The organism is Kordia algicida OT-1, from assembly GCF_000154725.1.
Classification (GTDB): Bacteria; Bacteroidota; Bacteroidia; order Flavobacteriales; family Flavobacteriaceae; genus Kordia; species Kordia algicida.
On the sequence record NZ_DS544873.1, the window covers coordinates 4397965 to 4413178 of the forward strand.

9 protein-coding genes are annotated in these 15214 nt (G+C 35.7%); 8 read left to right on the plus strand and 1 reads right to left on the minus strand.

The genetic code is table 11. The annotated features are described in order from the left end of the window. Positions 1 to 4: 4 nt before the first annotated feature. From sov to KAOT1_RS18800, 6 genes are all read left to right on the plus strand, one after another. Positions 5 to 7267, plus strand: coding sequence for a T9SS outer membrane translocon Sov/SprA (sov, locus tag KAOT1_RS18775; RefSeq protein ID WP_007096478.1), 7263 nt, complete (start codon positions 5 to 7; stop codon positions 7265 to 7267). A gap of 74 nt (positions 7268 to 7341) precedes the next feature. Then, the gene (gene gcvH / locus KAOT1_RS18780) at positions 7342 to 7722 is read left to right on the plus strand and encodes a glycine cleavage system protein GcvH (RefSeq protein ID WP_007096479.1); all 381 of its coding nucleotides are present in this window, start codon (positions 7342 to 7344) and stop codon (positions 7720 to 7722) included. Beyond that, positions 7715 to 8107: a VanZ family protein gene (locus KAOT1_RS18785; protein WP_157560197.1), complete on the plus strand. Its 393-nt coding sequence runs from the start codon at positions 7715 to 7717 to the stop codon at positions 8105 to 8107. The genes gcvH and KAOT1_RS18785 overlap by 8 nt, the downstream gene beginning before the upstream one ends. A gap of 54 nt (positions 8108 to 8161) precedes the next feature. Then, entirely contained in the window at positions 8162 to 8878 is a 717-nt protein-coding gene (locus KAOT1_RS18790) for an energy transducer TonB (RefSeq protein ID WP_007096481.1), read from the plus strand. Between the two features lie 116 nt (positions 8879 to 8994). Next, positions 8995 to 9798 (plus strand): energy transducer TonB, encoded by an 804-nt coding sequence (locus tag KAOT1_RS18795; protein WP_007096482.1) that lies wholly within the window; start codon positions 8995 to 8997, stop codon positions 9796 to 9798. A 443-nt stretch (positions 9799 to 10241) separates the two neighbouring features. Continuing rightward, positions 10242 to 12353 (plus strand): hypothetical protein, encoded by a 2112-nt coding sequence (locus KAOT1_RS18800; protein WP_007096484.1) that lies wholly within the window; start codon positions 10242 to 10244, stop codon positions 12351 to 12353. Between the two features lie 294 nt (positions 12354 to 12647). Here the strand turns inward: KAOT1_RS18800 and KAOT1_RS18805 are convergent, their stop codons facing one another. Beyond that, entirely contained in the window at positions 12648 to 13550 is a 903-nt protein-coding gene (locus tag KAOT1_RS18805; RefSeq protein ID WP_007096485.1) for an MBL fold metallo-hydrolase, read from the minus strand. A gap of 158 nt (positions 13551 to 13708) precedes the next feature. Between KAOT1_RS18805 and cyoE the strand changes: the two genes are divergently transcribed. Together cyoE and KAOT1_RS18815 are read left to right on the plus strand one after the other, a co-directional pair. Beyond that, positions 13709 to 14620, plus strand: coding sequence for a heme o synthase (gene cyoE / locus KAOT1_RS18810; protein WP_040559707.1), 912 nt, complete (start codon positions 13709 to 13711; stop codon positions 14618 to 14620). 3 nt (positions 14621 to 14623) lie between these two features. Beyond that, on the plus strand, positions 14624 to 15205 hold the full coding sequence (locus tag KAOT1_RS18815; protein ID WP_007096487.1) for a cytochrome c oxidase subunit 3: 582 nt from the start codon (positions 14624 to 14626) through the stop codon (positions 15203 to 15205). Positions 15206 to 15214 lie beyond the last annotated feature (9 nt).

Genomic DNA, 15214 nt, shown 5'->3' on the forward strand with positions numbered 1-15214 from the left:
TACTTTGAAAAAAAATACCAACCTAATAACAAAGTATTTCAAAAATACGCTTGCCGTATTTGCTTTGCTATTTACCACCATTCTCACGGCGCAAGAACCGACAACGCAGCCGCAAGATACAACCAAAACGCAAACGGGTTATGCTATAGGGAAAATAAAACTAAAAGATCCTTCTAGTATTGTCTCAAAATACACGTATGATCCAAAAATTGACCGCTACATCTACACGCAAACGGTTGGTGAATACGATATCAGATATCCATTAATCCTTACGCCACAACAATATCGTGAGTTGTTGCTAAAGGAAAGCATGAAAGGTTATTTTAAAGAAAAACTAGATGCTATTGATGGAAAAAAAGATGGCTCAAAAGACGCTCAAAAAAACCTATTGCCTATATGGGAAATCAACTCTAACTTCTTTGAAACAATCTTTGGCGGAAATACCATTGAAGTCATACCACAAGGTTCAGTAGCAATGGATTTAGGAGTTCGTTTCCAAAAAAATGACAATCCAGCGTTATCTCCAAGAAACAGAAGTAATCTAAGTTTTGATTTCGATCAGCGAATCAGCCTAAGCTTACTCGGAAAAGTAGGTGAACGATTAAAAATTAACGCCAACTACGATACAGAATCTACCTTTGATTTTCAAAATCAAATCAAACTAGAATACACGCCTACAGAAGATGATATCCTGCAAAAAATTGAAATTGGTAACGTAAGTATGCCGCTCAACAGTTCACTAATCACAGGAGCACAAAGTCTATTTGGTGTCAAAACACAATTGCAATTTGGAAAAACACGTATTACGGGAGTTTTCTCAGAACAACGTTCACAGACAAGAACCATTACTGCGCAAGGTGGCGGAACCATTGAAGAATTCGCCTTATTTGCTTTAGACTATGATGAAGATCGTCACTTTTTCCTATCACAATACTTTAGAGATCGATACAATGTAGCCTTAGAAAACTATCCATTTGTAAACACTCCAGTAGAAATTACAAGGGTAGAAGTTTGGGTAACAAACCGTTCGGCGCAAACTCAAAATGTACGTAACATCGTAGGATTGCAGGATTTAGGAGAAGCAGATCCTAACAAAACAAGAATCAATCAGCCGCCAACTCCAGCGCCACCAGGATTCTTTAACTCAGCAGATCCAAATGCGTTTCCTGATAATGAAAACAATGATTACAATCCAGAAGGAATAGGAACGGCAAACTCAGTACTAACTGACGATATTAGAGATGTAGCCACCATTCAAAATGGATTTCCAGCAACAATCAATGCGCAACAAGGATTTGACTATGTATATCTTGAAAATGCTCGTAAACTAAACGAAAATGAATACAAAGTACATACAAAACTAGGATACATTTCTTTAAATCAACGCTTAAGTAATGACGAAGTATTAGCAGTTGCTTTCCAATACACCGCAAATGGTCAAGTATATCAAGTTGGTGAATTTGCCAATGGAGGAATTGACGCAACGCAGGTAACCAATACAGATACCAACGGGAATCCAACACAAATTGACAATCAAAACTTAGTAGTAAAACTGTTAAAAAGCGCAATAACAGAAGTAAACGATCCAATTTGGGATTTAATGATGAAAAACATCTATTCAACGGATGCATATCAATTAAGTCCTGAAGATTTCAGACTAAACATTCTGTATACCGATCCTTCTCCTGTAAACTACATCACTGCCGTAGATGGTGGTCCAGCATTGCCAACAGATGTTGCTGATGAAATACTTTTAAAAGTGTTTAATTTAGATCGATTAGACATATACCAAAACCCACAAGCTGGTGGAGATGGTTTCTTTGATTACTATCCAGGACTTACTGTCGATCAAGAATTTGGACGAATCATATTTACAACGGTTGAACCCTTTGGGGAATTCTTATTTGAAAAACTAAGAAATGCCGCGTCAGAAGATTATGATACGCCTGCCAACTACAATGCCAATCAAACACGTTACGTATACCGAAGCATGTATACCGAAACAAAAGCAGGAGCCTTAGATGATGCCGATTTAAACAAATTCCAATTAAAAGGACGTTACAAATCACAAGGTGGCGACGGAATTCCATTAGGAGCCTTCAACGTACCAAGAGGTTCTGTAGTGGTAACTGCTGGCGGACGTGTATTGCAGGAAGGAATTGACTATACGGTAAACTATCAATTAGGACGTGTTCAAATACTAGATGAAGCACTAAAAGCATCCAACACTCCAATTGACGTTTCAGTAGAAAATAACTCGCTATTTGGGCAGCAAAACAAACGTTTTACAGGAATTAATGTAGAGCATCAATTTAACGATAACTTCTTAATTGGAGCAACATACTTAAATCTTAACGAACGACCAATAACGCAAAAAGCAAACTACGGAGCAGAACCTGTAAACAACTCTATCTTTGGGTTTAACGGAAACTACTCAACAGAAGTTCCTTTCCTAACACGATTGGTAAACAAACTTCCAAATGTTGATACTGATGTCGCTTCAAACGTATCTGTTCGTGGAGAATTTGCATACCTATTACCAGGAAGTCCAAAAAATGCAGACTTTGAAGGAGAAGCTACTGCGTATGTAGATGATTTTGAAGGAGCACAATCTACCATCGATATCAAATCACCATTAGGTTGGTTCTTAGCAAGTACGCCAGGAACACAAGGAGATGTACTCGGTGACAACTTGGGTGGACAATTTGGAAATGACGATTTACAATACGGATTCAACAGAGCAAAACTTGCTTGGTACACAATTGATCCTGTATTTTACGGAAACCAAGCACCAGGCGAAATAGGACCAGAAGACATTTCTACTAACGAAACACGAAGAATATTTGTAGACGAAATATTTCCGCAAACAGACATTGCACGTGGACAAACTACCATTCAAAACACATTAGATTTAGCATACTATCCAGGCGAAAGAGGTCCGTATAACAACAATCCAAACTTTACAGGGCAGCCAAACGAAGAAAGTTGGGGAGGAATCATGCGACCAGTAACCACCACAAACTTTGAGCAAGCCAACGTTGAATACATTCAATTTTGGGTATTAGACCCTTTTTCTGATGAAACAGGAACACCAATTCCAGGTTCTGGAGAATTGGTACTAAACATTGGAAACATTTCAGAAGATGTCTTAAAAGATGGTCGTAAGCAATACGAAAATGGTTTGCCAGAAGCAGACGCTGTCAATCCTTTAACTACTGATACTGCTTGGGGAGAAGTACCACAAACACAATCGTTAGTTTATGCGTTTGATGCAGATGATGCCAATAGAACCGCACAAGATATTGGTTTAGATGGTTTGGACGATGATGAAGAAGGAGCAAAATATACAAACTATGCAACAGAAGCCGATCCAGCAGCAGATAACTATCAATATTTCTTAAATGCCAATGGAGATGTTTTAAACAGATACAAAAACTACAACGGAACACAAGGAAACTCACCAATTGCAGTAACAGACACCAACAGAGGATCAACAACGGTGCCTGATGTGGAAGATATCAACCGAGATCAAACAATGAATACTATTGATAATTACTATCAATTTAGAATTCCGTTGCAAGCTGGTTTGGGTACAGCATCACAAACCTACATTACAGATGTACGTGAAGTACAAGGGTTAGAAACTCCAGATGGTGGAAGTGTAAATGCACGTTGGATTCAGTTCAAAATTCCAATCTCAGAATTCCACAAATCGCCAGACGCAAACGTTACTCCAGATGAGAAAATTCCATTAAACGACTTGCGTTCTATCCGTTTCATACGTATGTATATGACAGGATTTTCAGAGCCAACAGTATTGCGTTTTGCTACGTTAGATTTAATTCGTGGCGATTGGAGACGTTACAATCTTACCTTGCAAGACAACGGAGACGATCCGCAAGATGGAGCAGATGCCAACACACAATTTGATGTAAATACGGTAAATATTGAAGAAAACGCCAACAAAACACCAATTGGATACGTAGTTCCGCCAGGAGTTGTACGTGAACAATTAAACAACAACAATACAGTAATTCGTCAAAATGAACAATCGCTAGCAATGTCAATTTGCGATTTAGAATCAGGAGATTCCAGAGGTGTGTTCAAAAATATTGATATCGATTTACGACAATATAAAAATCTTAAAATGTTTGTGCATGCAGAATCATTAGCGGGACAAACACAACAACTTGCCGACCAGCAAGCAGTTGCTTTCTTGCGATTTGGTAATGACTTTACACAAAACTATTACCAAGTAGAAATTCCACTAAACGTAACGCTTGATAATGAATCTTCTCCTGAAGATGTATGGAAAAACGAATTCGACATTCCATTGGCATTATTAACCCGAATCAAAGCAGCAAACTTTAACAACGTGAGTGGTGCCACAGAAGTAGCGTACTACAACGAAAACGCAGAACCAATTGCAAACCAGTTTGATCCGTACGGAACTGATGAGCGCATGCGAATTGCCATTATTGGTAATCCAACAATTGGTCGTGTACGTTCGTTAATGGTTGGTGTTAAAAACTCAACTGCAACAGGTTTGGATGCAACCGATACGCCAATTGGCGGAATTCCAATTTGTGGAGAATTTTGGTTTAACGAATTGCGCTTGGCAGAATTAGAAAACCGTGGCGGTTGGGCAGCAGTTGGTTCATTAGATGCAAATTTAGCAGACTTTGCTACTGTTTCAGCAACAGGAAGAATCAGTACAGTTGGTTTTGGAAACATAGAGCAATCTCCAAACGAAAGAAGTAGGGAAGATGTAAAACAATATGATGTAGTAACCAACATCAGTCTTGGACAATTACTTCCGAAAAAATGGGGAATCAAAATTCCGTTTAACTATAGTGTTGGGGAGGAAATTATTACGCCAGAATTTGATCCATTCTATCAGGATATTCGCTTGGAAGATCGATTGGATTTAGCAGAAACACAAGCAGAAAAAGATCGAATCACTGAAGAAGCAATTGATTATACGAAACGAAAAAGCATCAACTTTATTGGAGTTCGTAAAGAACGTGGCGCAGAACAGAAAGCGCGTTTCTATGATGTAGAAAATTTCACGCTTTCCTATTCATACAACGAAACGGAACACCACGATTACGAAATCAAATCTTTACGCGATCAAAATGTTCGTGCAGGAATGGATTATAACTTTAATTTTCAGCCAAAATCAATAGAACCTTTCAAAAAGAACGATTCATTATTTACTGGAAGATACTGGAAATGGTTAAAAGATTTTAACTTTAATCCATTACCAACAAGTATTTCGTTAAACTCAAACATTACGAGAAGTTTTAACGATCAAATTTACAGAGATCCATTATTGCCAGATGCAGATACGGACAACTTACCGCGTTTGCAACAACGTAACTTCTTATTCGATTGGTCGTATGCGATCAATTACAATTTGACGAACTCGTTGCGTTTCAACTTTACAGCATCAAACAATAATATTGTCAACAATTATTTTGATGAAAATGGTGACATAGATGTCGATTTCGGAATTTGGGATGGATTCTGGGATATTGGAGATCCGAACACACATACGCAATCGCTACAATTAACATACGATTTGCCTCTTAATAAAATACCGACGTTTAGTTTCTTAAATGCAACATATAGTTATACAGGAGACTTTAACTGGCAACGTGGTTCGGATGTGTTGCGAGAAGTTTCTGGAGAACGCTTAAACACCATTCAAAACGCAAACACGCATAACATCAATGTTTCGTTAGACATGACAAAATTCTACAAGTACATAGGTTTTGTGAGAAAACGTAAAGGAAATAGAAAAACGAATTTGCGTGGAGGAAGACCAGGAGTTCCAGGAAAAGACAATGCAACAGCAAATCAGGATAAAAAGAAAACTTCCAACAAAGCGAGTGTCGGAACAAAAATATTCAACACCTTAGTAGATGTGGTAGGAAGTGTAAAACGAATCAACATTAACTACTCTGAAAACAATGGTAAAGTTTTACCAGGATATACACCTTCTATCGGATTCATTGGAACCTTAAAACCTTCTGTCGGATTCGTATTTGGTAGTCAAGCAGATGTGAGATACGAAGCGGCACGTAGAGGTTATTTGACAGAATTTACAGAATTTAACCAACAATTTACGCAAGTTCATAACAAAAACTTAGACATAACGGCGCAGGTAGAACCAATGAGAGATTTAAAAATTGACGTAGTTGCCAATCGTAACTATTCAGAAAATTTCTCAGAACAATTCAACGTTCAAAATGGGGAATACATTTCACTATCGCCAAATGGTGCAGGAAATACCTTTGGAAACTTTGGAATTTCTACCTTACTCTTAAGAACGGCATTCCAGCAAAGTGATGAAAACAGATCTGTAACCTTTGAACAATTTGAAGAAAATAGGCAAATTATTGCACGTCGTTTGGCAGTTTCAAACGGACAACCGCTAACAGATACAGATGGTGACGGTTTCCCAGATGGTTACGGAAAAACAAACCAAGCCGTATTGTTGCCAGCATTCTTGGCAGCATATACAGGAACGGATGCTAACGACATCAAACTTGGTGCTTTTAGAGATGTGCCAATTCCAAACTGGACCATAAAATACACAGGTTTGATGCGATTAAAATGGTTCAAAAAACGTTTCAAGCGTTTCTCATTATCTCACGGATATCGTTCAAGTTATACCATCAACTCGTTCAGAAATAATTTAGATTACGATGCGGCGAATCCATTTGCAGATACAAACGTAGATCAAGGAGGAAACTTCCACAATCAAAATATCTTCTCTAACATCAACTTGGTGGAGCAATTCAATCCATTAATTAGAATTGATTTTGAAATGAAAAACTCTATCAAAATCTTAGCAGAAGTAAAGCGTGATCGTGCATTGTCTTTAAGTTTTGATAATAACTTATTGACAGAAGTTTCAGGAAACGAATACATCATGGGATTAGGATATCGTTTCAAAGACGTTCGAATAGATACGCGAATTGCAGGAAAGAAAACCACACTCAAAGGTGACTTAAACCTAAAAGCAGATTTATCATTAAGAGATAACATCACCATTATTAGAAGTCTAGATTTATTCAACAATCAAGTAACTGCGGGACAAACGTTATGGTCATTAAAATTCACAGCAGATTATGCGCTTAGTAGAAACCTAACAGCGCTATTCTACTACGATCATACATTCTCAAAATTTGCAGTCTCTACGGCGTTTCCACAAACAACCATTAGATCGGGAATTACACTGCGATACAATTTTGGAAATTAACAATAATTGAGGTTGAAAACTTAAACAGAAAGAATTACATTTGTTCAAATAATAACACTTAATAACACACGATAATGAACATACCAGAGAACTTAAAATATACAAAAGACCACGAATGGGTAACCATTGAAGATGATGTTGCTACGGTTGGAATTACTGATTTCGCTCAAGGCGAATTGGGAGACATTGTATATGTTGATGTTGACACTTTAGATGAAGAAGTTGATAAAGACGAAGTTTTTGGAACCGTAGAAGCTGTAAAAACGGTATCTGACTTATTCATGCCACTTACGGGAGAAGTGATTGAGTTGAATGAAAAGTTGGAAGACGATCCAGAATTAGTAAACAAAGATCCGTATGGCGAAGGTTGGATGATTAAAATTGCGATCAAAGATTCTTCAGAAATTGACGATTTATTAGACTTTGAAGCCTATAAAGAGCTTGTTGGTGCGTAAATACATATTCTCCTTTGCAGCAATTGCTTGGGTAATAGTCATTACTATATTGAGTTTAATGTCGCTAGAAGGTGTGCCAAAACTTGGCTTTTCTTTTGCAGATAAACTAGCGCATGCATTGGTATACTTTGTATTTACTATACTTTGGTTTTTAGCCTTTTCAAAAGGAATAACCAATACAATTCTAAAAAATAATGCAATCGTAGCAAGTGCTATTTTTGCGATTATATACGGTATTTGTGTCGAAATCATGCAAGAAACATTAGTCACCAACCGACAAGGAGATTGGCAAGATGTACTAGCAAATACAACTGGCACAATACTTGCAATATTTCTCATAAAATGGTTTATTGCAAACAATAGAAAGTTAAAAACACAGAATTAATTGTTTTTTCTGCTAATAAATAATTAAATTAGCAACCATTAAAACTATATTATTATGGAAGCAAAAAAGAATCCAGATGTTGATTTAAGGAAAAATAGTCTTTTCTATCTTGCCCTTGGTCTAGCATTAGTGACATTTCTTATCTGGCAAGGTATGGAGTGGACAGCTTACGATGAAGTAGCAAAAGAAGAAGTTGTTGACATGATCGAAGACGACGATGAGGAAATGATTATGACACAACAATTGCAACAACCGCCACCACCGCCACCGCCACCAGCTCCGGAAATAATCGAAGTTGTGGAAGATGAAGAAGAAGTGGAAGAAACAGTAATTGAATCTACTGAAACAACTGAAGAAGAAGTAATTCAAGAAGTTGAAACTGTTGAAGTTGTTGAAGAAGAAGAAATTATTGAAGATGTACCTTTCTCAGTAATTGAAGATGCACCAATTTTCCCAGGTTGTGAAAAATACAGCAGCAAAAAGGAACGTAAAAAGTGTATGTCTGAAAAAGTACAAAAACACGTAAACAAAAAATTTAATACAGAACTTGCTTCTGACTTAGATTTAGAAGGTGTGCAAAAAATCTTCGTAGTATTTAAGATTGATAGATCAGGAAATATTACAGATGTTCGTTCAAGAGCACCGCACCCAAGATTAGCAAAAGAAGCTGAAAAGGTAATTAAAAGTTTACCTAAAATGAAGCCAGGAAAGCAAAGAGGAAAGCCAGTAGGTGTAAACTACACGTTACCAATTGTCTTCAAAGTACAGTAAGAAAGCTAAAAAATATACAAAATATAAGGAAAAGCCTGAGTAATTTACTCAGGCTTTCTTTTTTGGTACGTTTCTTGTGACTTAACAGAACATTAACATTATTAAAACCGATTAATATGAAAAATGTCAATCACACAGAAAATGTGAACGCAAATGGTGTACAAGAAAGTCACCTAGCAAGAAAGAACGATTTAAAAGTTCAAAAAAATCCATTACTACGATTCTCAGTGAGTCTCGCACTGAGTTTATTTATTGTCTACACAATCTTTCAGATTCAAACACCAAAAGAAGCTGAGCTAGCAAACGATGTAACGGTCATTCAAGATGATGCGTACTATATGCCAGCTTTTACAGCAGAGGTAATTAAGGTTAAAGAACCAAAACCTGAGCCAATTGTAAAGCCAACATTAATTATCGATAAGATAAAACCTGTTGACGACGAAACTAAAATCAAAGATCAGGTGTTAAAAACATCAGAAGATCCTGTAGAAGTTTCAGATAAGTTTGATCCAAACTCAGTAAATGTAATTGATGAGCCTACTGACGATCCCGTAGATTTAGAAGTTCCTTTCGCTTTTGTTGAAGACGCACCAATTTTTCCTGGTTGTGAAAAATATAAAAGTAAAAAAGAACAGAAAAAATGTATGTCTGAAAAAATTCAAAAACACGTAAACAAAAAATTCAATACTAGAATTGCAGAAGATGTTGGGTTAGAAGAAGGTGTAAAGCGAATCAATGTATTATTTACCATTGATGAAAACGGAAACGTAATCGGAATCCAATCAAGAGCGCCACATCCAAAACTACAAAAAGAAGCAGAACGTGTCGTACGTTTATTGCCAAAAATGACACCAGGAAAGCAAAGAAATCAAAATGTAAAGGTAAAATATACGTTGCCGATTATCTTTAGAGTAGATTAATTTCTAAACAGGGAACATAAGATATAAAAAAAGGAAAACCGAGTTATTCACTCGGTTTTTTAGGTATACTTTCTGTGACATATCATTACATTAACATTAAAACCGATTATTATGAAAAATGTCAACTTAAAGCCTTTTGTAAATGTTACCAAGACTTACAAAGGTCATTTAATCAGAAAGTATGCTACAAAAGTACGAAAAACAAACGTACTCCGCTTTCATTAAGTTGAATTAATACGTTTTATCGTTATATATTTACTTTTTTAAGGTAAAAAACAATCATTTTACATACATACTATCTTAATATAACGAAAAAAGCACTTTAAAATTTGCTTAAAAATGTTAAAAATGAGTTTCATTTTTAAAAAACAGTCATCATAAGTAGCGGAATGAATCAGTTTTTATGAAAATATAGTATCTTTCGCATTCATAAATCCTCAAATATGCAACGACTCAAAACGTCTACTTTCCTACTTTTATTTTTTACGTTTCAAATAACGATTGCTCAAACGTTGAGTAGCGATTATGAAAAATATCCTGTATTTCCTGAATGCGAAAATGTTGCCATAGATGATTTAGAAAATTGTTTCAATACTACACTGAGAACATTCGTCAGTAATAATTTTAAACAACCTGAAATTATCAGTAAAGAAAATTACAAAGGTGATTTTGTAGTCTTGTTTGAAGTAACTAAAGAAGGGAAATTTAAAGTTTTGTATGTAGATGCAGTTTACGAAGAAATAAAAACAGAAATCAAACGTGTTTTTGGGTTATTACCAACCATTACGCCACCAACATATAGTAGCAAACCAGCTTACATGCAGTTTACTTTAAAACTGGGAATTCCTTTGGGAAGTTTGGAAACAATAGAAAACCCAAAAACGCTTGAAGAAAAAGAAAATGAACTTGAAGTTGCTGCAAAAAAGGAATTTGAAGCGGTAAATAAAGAGCTTGAACCGTATGAAGACGATTTGTACAAAAGTAACTTGAACATTCCGTTTTCGCACGATATGTATTCGTATTTCGATCGACAAGTAAATTTGGTAGGAACCAACAGTCATACAGCGTCAAAACCTTTTTTATACAACACTGTTTCTAAATATTACGATTTCAATGCGCAACAGTCAAAACTCAAAAAAGACGCTGCTACTTGGCTTGGTCGCAAACTCTGGAACGAACACATGGTAACGGTAAAAGGAAAAAACTATTGGTTTGTGTTAGATCCGATTGTCGATTTGCAACTTGGAAAAAACACAGGTGGCGAAGTCGATTATACATACAATAATACTAGAGGAGTTCAAGTACAAGGAGGATTGGGCAAAGGATTAAATTTTTCGGCAACAGTATTTGAAAGTCAAGGACGATTTGCAGATTACTTTAACAGATATGCAGAAAGTATTAGACCTGCTGGTGGAAATCCAGCGATCATTCCTGGACGTGGAATTGCCAAAGAATTTAAAGAAGATGCGTACGATTATCCAGTGGCAGAAGGTTATATTTCGTATGCGCCAAACGAAACCTTCAACATGCAATTAGGACACGGAAAGAATTTTATTGGAGATGGTTATCGTTCCTTGTTTGTTAGTGATGCAACCAGTCCGTATCCTTTCTTCAAACTAAACACATCTTTCTGGAAAATAAAATATACCAACACGTGGATGTGGTTGCGTGATGTACGCCCTGAAGTCACGGAAGATGGCGCATTCTTAACAAAATACATTGCGAATCATTATTTAAGTTGGAATGTCTCCAAAAAACTAAATATTGGACTTTTTGAATCGGTTATTTGGAAAAATGACAACAATCGCGGATTTGATTTCAACTATATCAATCCAGTGATTTTTTACAGAGCTATCGAGTTTTCTACGGGTTCACGATCGGGAAATGCCATTGTTGGACTGAGTTCAAAATACAAATGGAATGACAATGTAAATTTCTACGGACAGTTTATTTTGGATGAATTTTCGTTAAATGATATCAAAGCAGGCAATCAAAGTTGGAAAAATAAATTTGGTTTTCAGTTGGGCGCAAAATATTACAACGCATTCAAAGTGAAAAATTTATTCTTGCAATTTGAATACAATCAAGTGCGTCCATACACATATTCGCACAACATCGTAGCTACAAATTACGGACATAATAATCAGTCATTAGCACATTTATGGGGTGCAAACTTTCGTGAAGTGATCGGAATAGCGCGTTATAACTACAATCGTTGGTACGGAAGCGCAAAACTCATTTACGGACAAAGAGGTTTGGATTTTGATCCAACTATCGACAATACTAGCTACGGAAGCAATATTTATCTTGATAATGACAACCGAAGTGGCGATACTGGCGTTGAATTATTGCAAGGAAACAAAACAAATGTACTTATTGGTGATGTAAACGTAGGATACCTTATCAATCCAAAAACCAACCTAAAAATCTTTGCAAATGTTACTTATAGGAGCTTTAATCCTGAAGCAGATACCTTAATAGACTTTAAAGAAAATACAACTTGGTTTAATTTTGGAATCAGAACAGATATTTTTAACTGGTATTTTGATTTTTAACAGTCATATTTAAATTTTTTTTAATAGATTTGTTAGATAGCCTCGATAATTATAACCCAAACCCACAAGATATCTTACTATCTTGTTTGCCCAAACCTATTAGTAAAAATGATTAAGCCGTTTTTCGTTTTTTTATTGATTATTCCCTTCATTTATTTAGGATACAAATCTCTCGATTTATCTGTTTATAAAAGAACCAGAGGTTCCAATTATATGATAAAAGAATACCCAGTGTTTCTACTGGGCTGTATATTTTTTGGAATAGCAGGAGTAATTGTTGTTAACTTCAAATATTTATTGAACTTTTTGTAGGCTTCTATAAAACGTTTTTCGTAAAACTTCTCCAGAAATAAACCAATCACCATATTTTAAGTCGTCATACTTCTTTGTGAGTGCAGTATTCTTAGTGACTTCTTCTTCGGTTTTTCCAGCGTTTATCTCTGTAATGATCTTTTTTTCAATACGTTCTAGCATTTCCAAATACGCTTGTAATTCTGCTTTCGTTGAAAGACTTCTATGACCAGGAATCACTTTTGTATCATCGTTAATTAACAACAATGCTTTTTTTATAGCGGCAATATATCCTTGAGTGCTTCCGCCAGAATTCAAATCGATATACGGATATTTTCCTTGAAAATAAGTATCTCCCATATGCAACACATTACTTTTTGTAAAATATACCATAGCATCACCATCTGTATGCGCTTCATGCACATGGAAAATAAAAATATCTTCATCATTAAAATGAAAAGAAACATCTTTTGAAAATGTTACCACAGGCAAAGCACCTTTTGGAGAAGCTGGCGTAGTACGATTACGATCTTTATTAAATTGCGCTACACTCATACGTTTTCGTACATTTTCATGTGCAACAATTACGGCACCTTCCTTATTCATATTTTCATTTCCGCCAGTATGATCGCCATGCCAATGCGTATTAATTAAAAATTTTACAGGTTTGTCAGTAACAGTAGCAATAGCTTCTAAAATTTTTGGAGTTAGATGCGCAAATTGGTCATCAATCATAAAAACACCATCTTCTCCAACGGAAATCGCAATATTTCCACCTTGTCCGATAAGCATATATACATGATCGGTCACCTTATGTACTTTAATTTGAATCTCTTTCTTCTGAGCAAATCCAGCAAAAGTTATCAAAAAGAAGGTAAGAAACAGGGTGATTTTTAGAAATTTCATAAGATTTTAATTTGAAACAGTAGTCGTTTAGAAATGAACTTCCTTTCCAAAGATAAAAATAGAAAAGCAATAAGTATTCAGAAAAGCTGTAAAACTATTTGAAAATCATTGCGTACAATGTATTTGTAGGCTATCTTTGCAGGAATTTAGCAAGGTTGATGAAAACGGCATTGAACACACTCAAAAAAACATACACATTTGCTTCAATAATTGAAGATTTTAAACAGCTTACCAAAGTAGGTTTGGCACTAAGTGTAGTATTTTCTTCTTTAGCAGGATATTTATTAGCTGTCGGAGCAGATGGTTTTAGTTTCAATGTACTAGCATTGCTCGCTTTGGGCGGTTATTTTATGGTTGGAGCTTCCAATGCATTCAATCAAATCATTGAAAAAGATTTGGATGCAAAAATGGATCGTACCAAAGACAGACCTGTTGCTTCGGGTCGTATGTCAGTAACAACAGCTTTCATCATTGCTTCCGTATTTACCGTAGCTGGAATTGCAATTTTGTATACAATCAATCCAAAAACAGCAATGTTTGGAGCAATTTCAATCTTCTTATATACCTGTGTATATACACCATTAAAAACAATCACGCCATTGGCTGTATTTGTTGGAGCTTTGCCAGGAGCCATTCCGTTTATGTTAGGTTGGGTTGCGGCAACAGGTAGCTTTGGAATTGAACCAGGAATTCTATTTATGATACAATTCTTCTGGCAATTTCCACACTTTTGGGCAATTGGTTGGTTTTTATTTGACGATTACAAAAAAGGAGGTTTCTTTATGTTGCCTACAGGAAAAAAGAACAAAGCAACTGCTTTACAAATCATAATGTATACCGTTTGGCTAATTTTAATCTCTATATTTCCAGTTTCAGGACTTACGGGAGAATTAAAATTATCCATCGTAGCAGCAATTTTAGTATTCTTGTCAGGAATCGGATTGTTGTATTATGGAATCCGTTTGTATAGAAATATGGATAATAAATCTGCAAAAGCGCTGATGTTGGCAAGTGTTGGTTACATTACGTTGATGCAGATCATATATGTAGTAGATAAATTTTTACAATAAAATATGGATTTAACGCAAGGAACAATTCAAGAGAAGCGCACAAGATCAAAAAAGATGATGTTGTGGTTTGCAATGATTAGTATGTTTATGATGTTTGCGGGATTAACAAGTGCATACATTGTGAGTCAAGAACGTCCTGATTGGTTAAAAGGATTTCAAATACCAACTGCTTTTTATTACAGTACTATTGTAATTTTGGCGAGTAGCGTTACCTTTCACTTGGCAAAAAGCGCCATCCAAAAAGGACTGCAAGGTGCAACAGGATTATATTTGTTAGTAACTTTGGCATTGGGAATTTCATTTGTAATATTACAATTTGCAGGATTCAATGAAATCATCGCAAATCAATTTTATTTTACAGGCGAGCAAAGTACAGTCACAACCTCTTTTATCTATATTATCACAGTAACGCACTTAATGCACGTCGCTGCTGGTATTTTGGTATTATTGGTTGTAATTTATAATCATTTTAAACAAAAGTATAAACAAGGGCAAACACTTGGTTTAGAACTAGGTGCAATGTTTTGGCATTTCCTAGATTTTCTGTGGGTCTTCTTGTTTTTATTTTTATATTTCTTAAGATAAGAAAAAAAC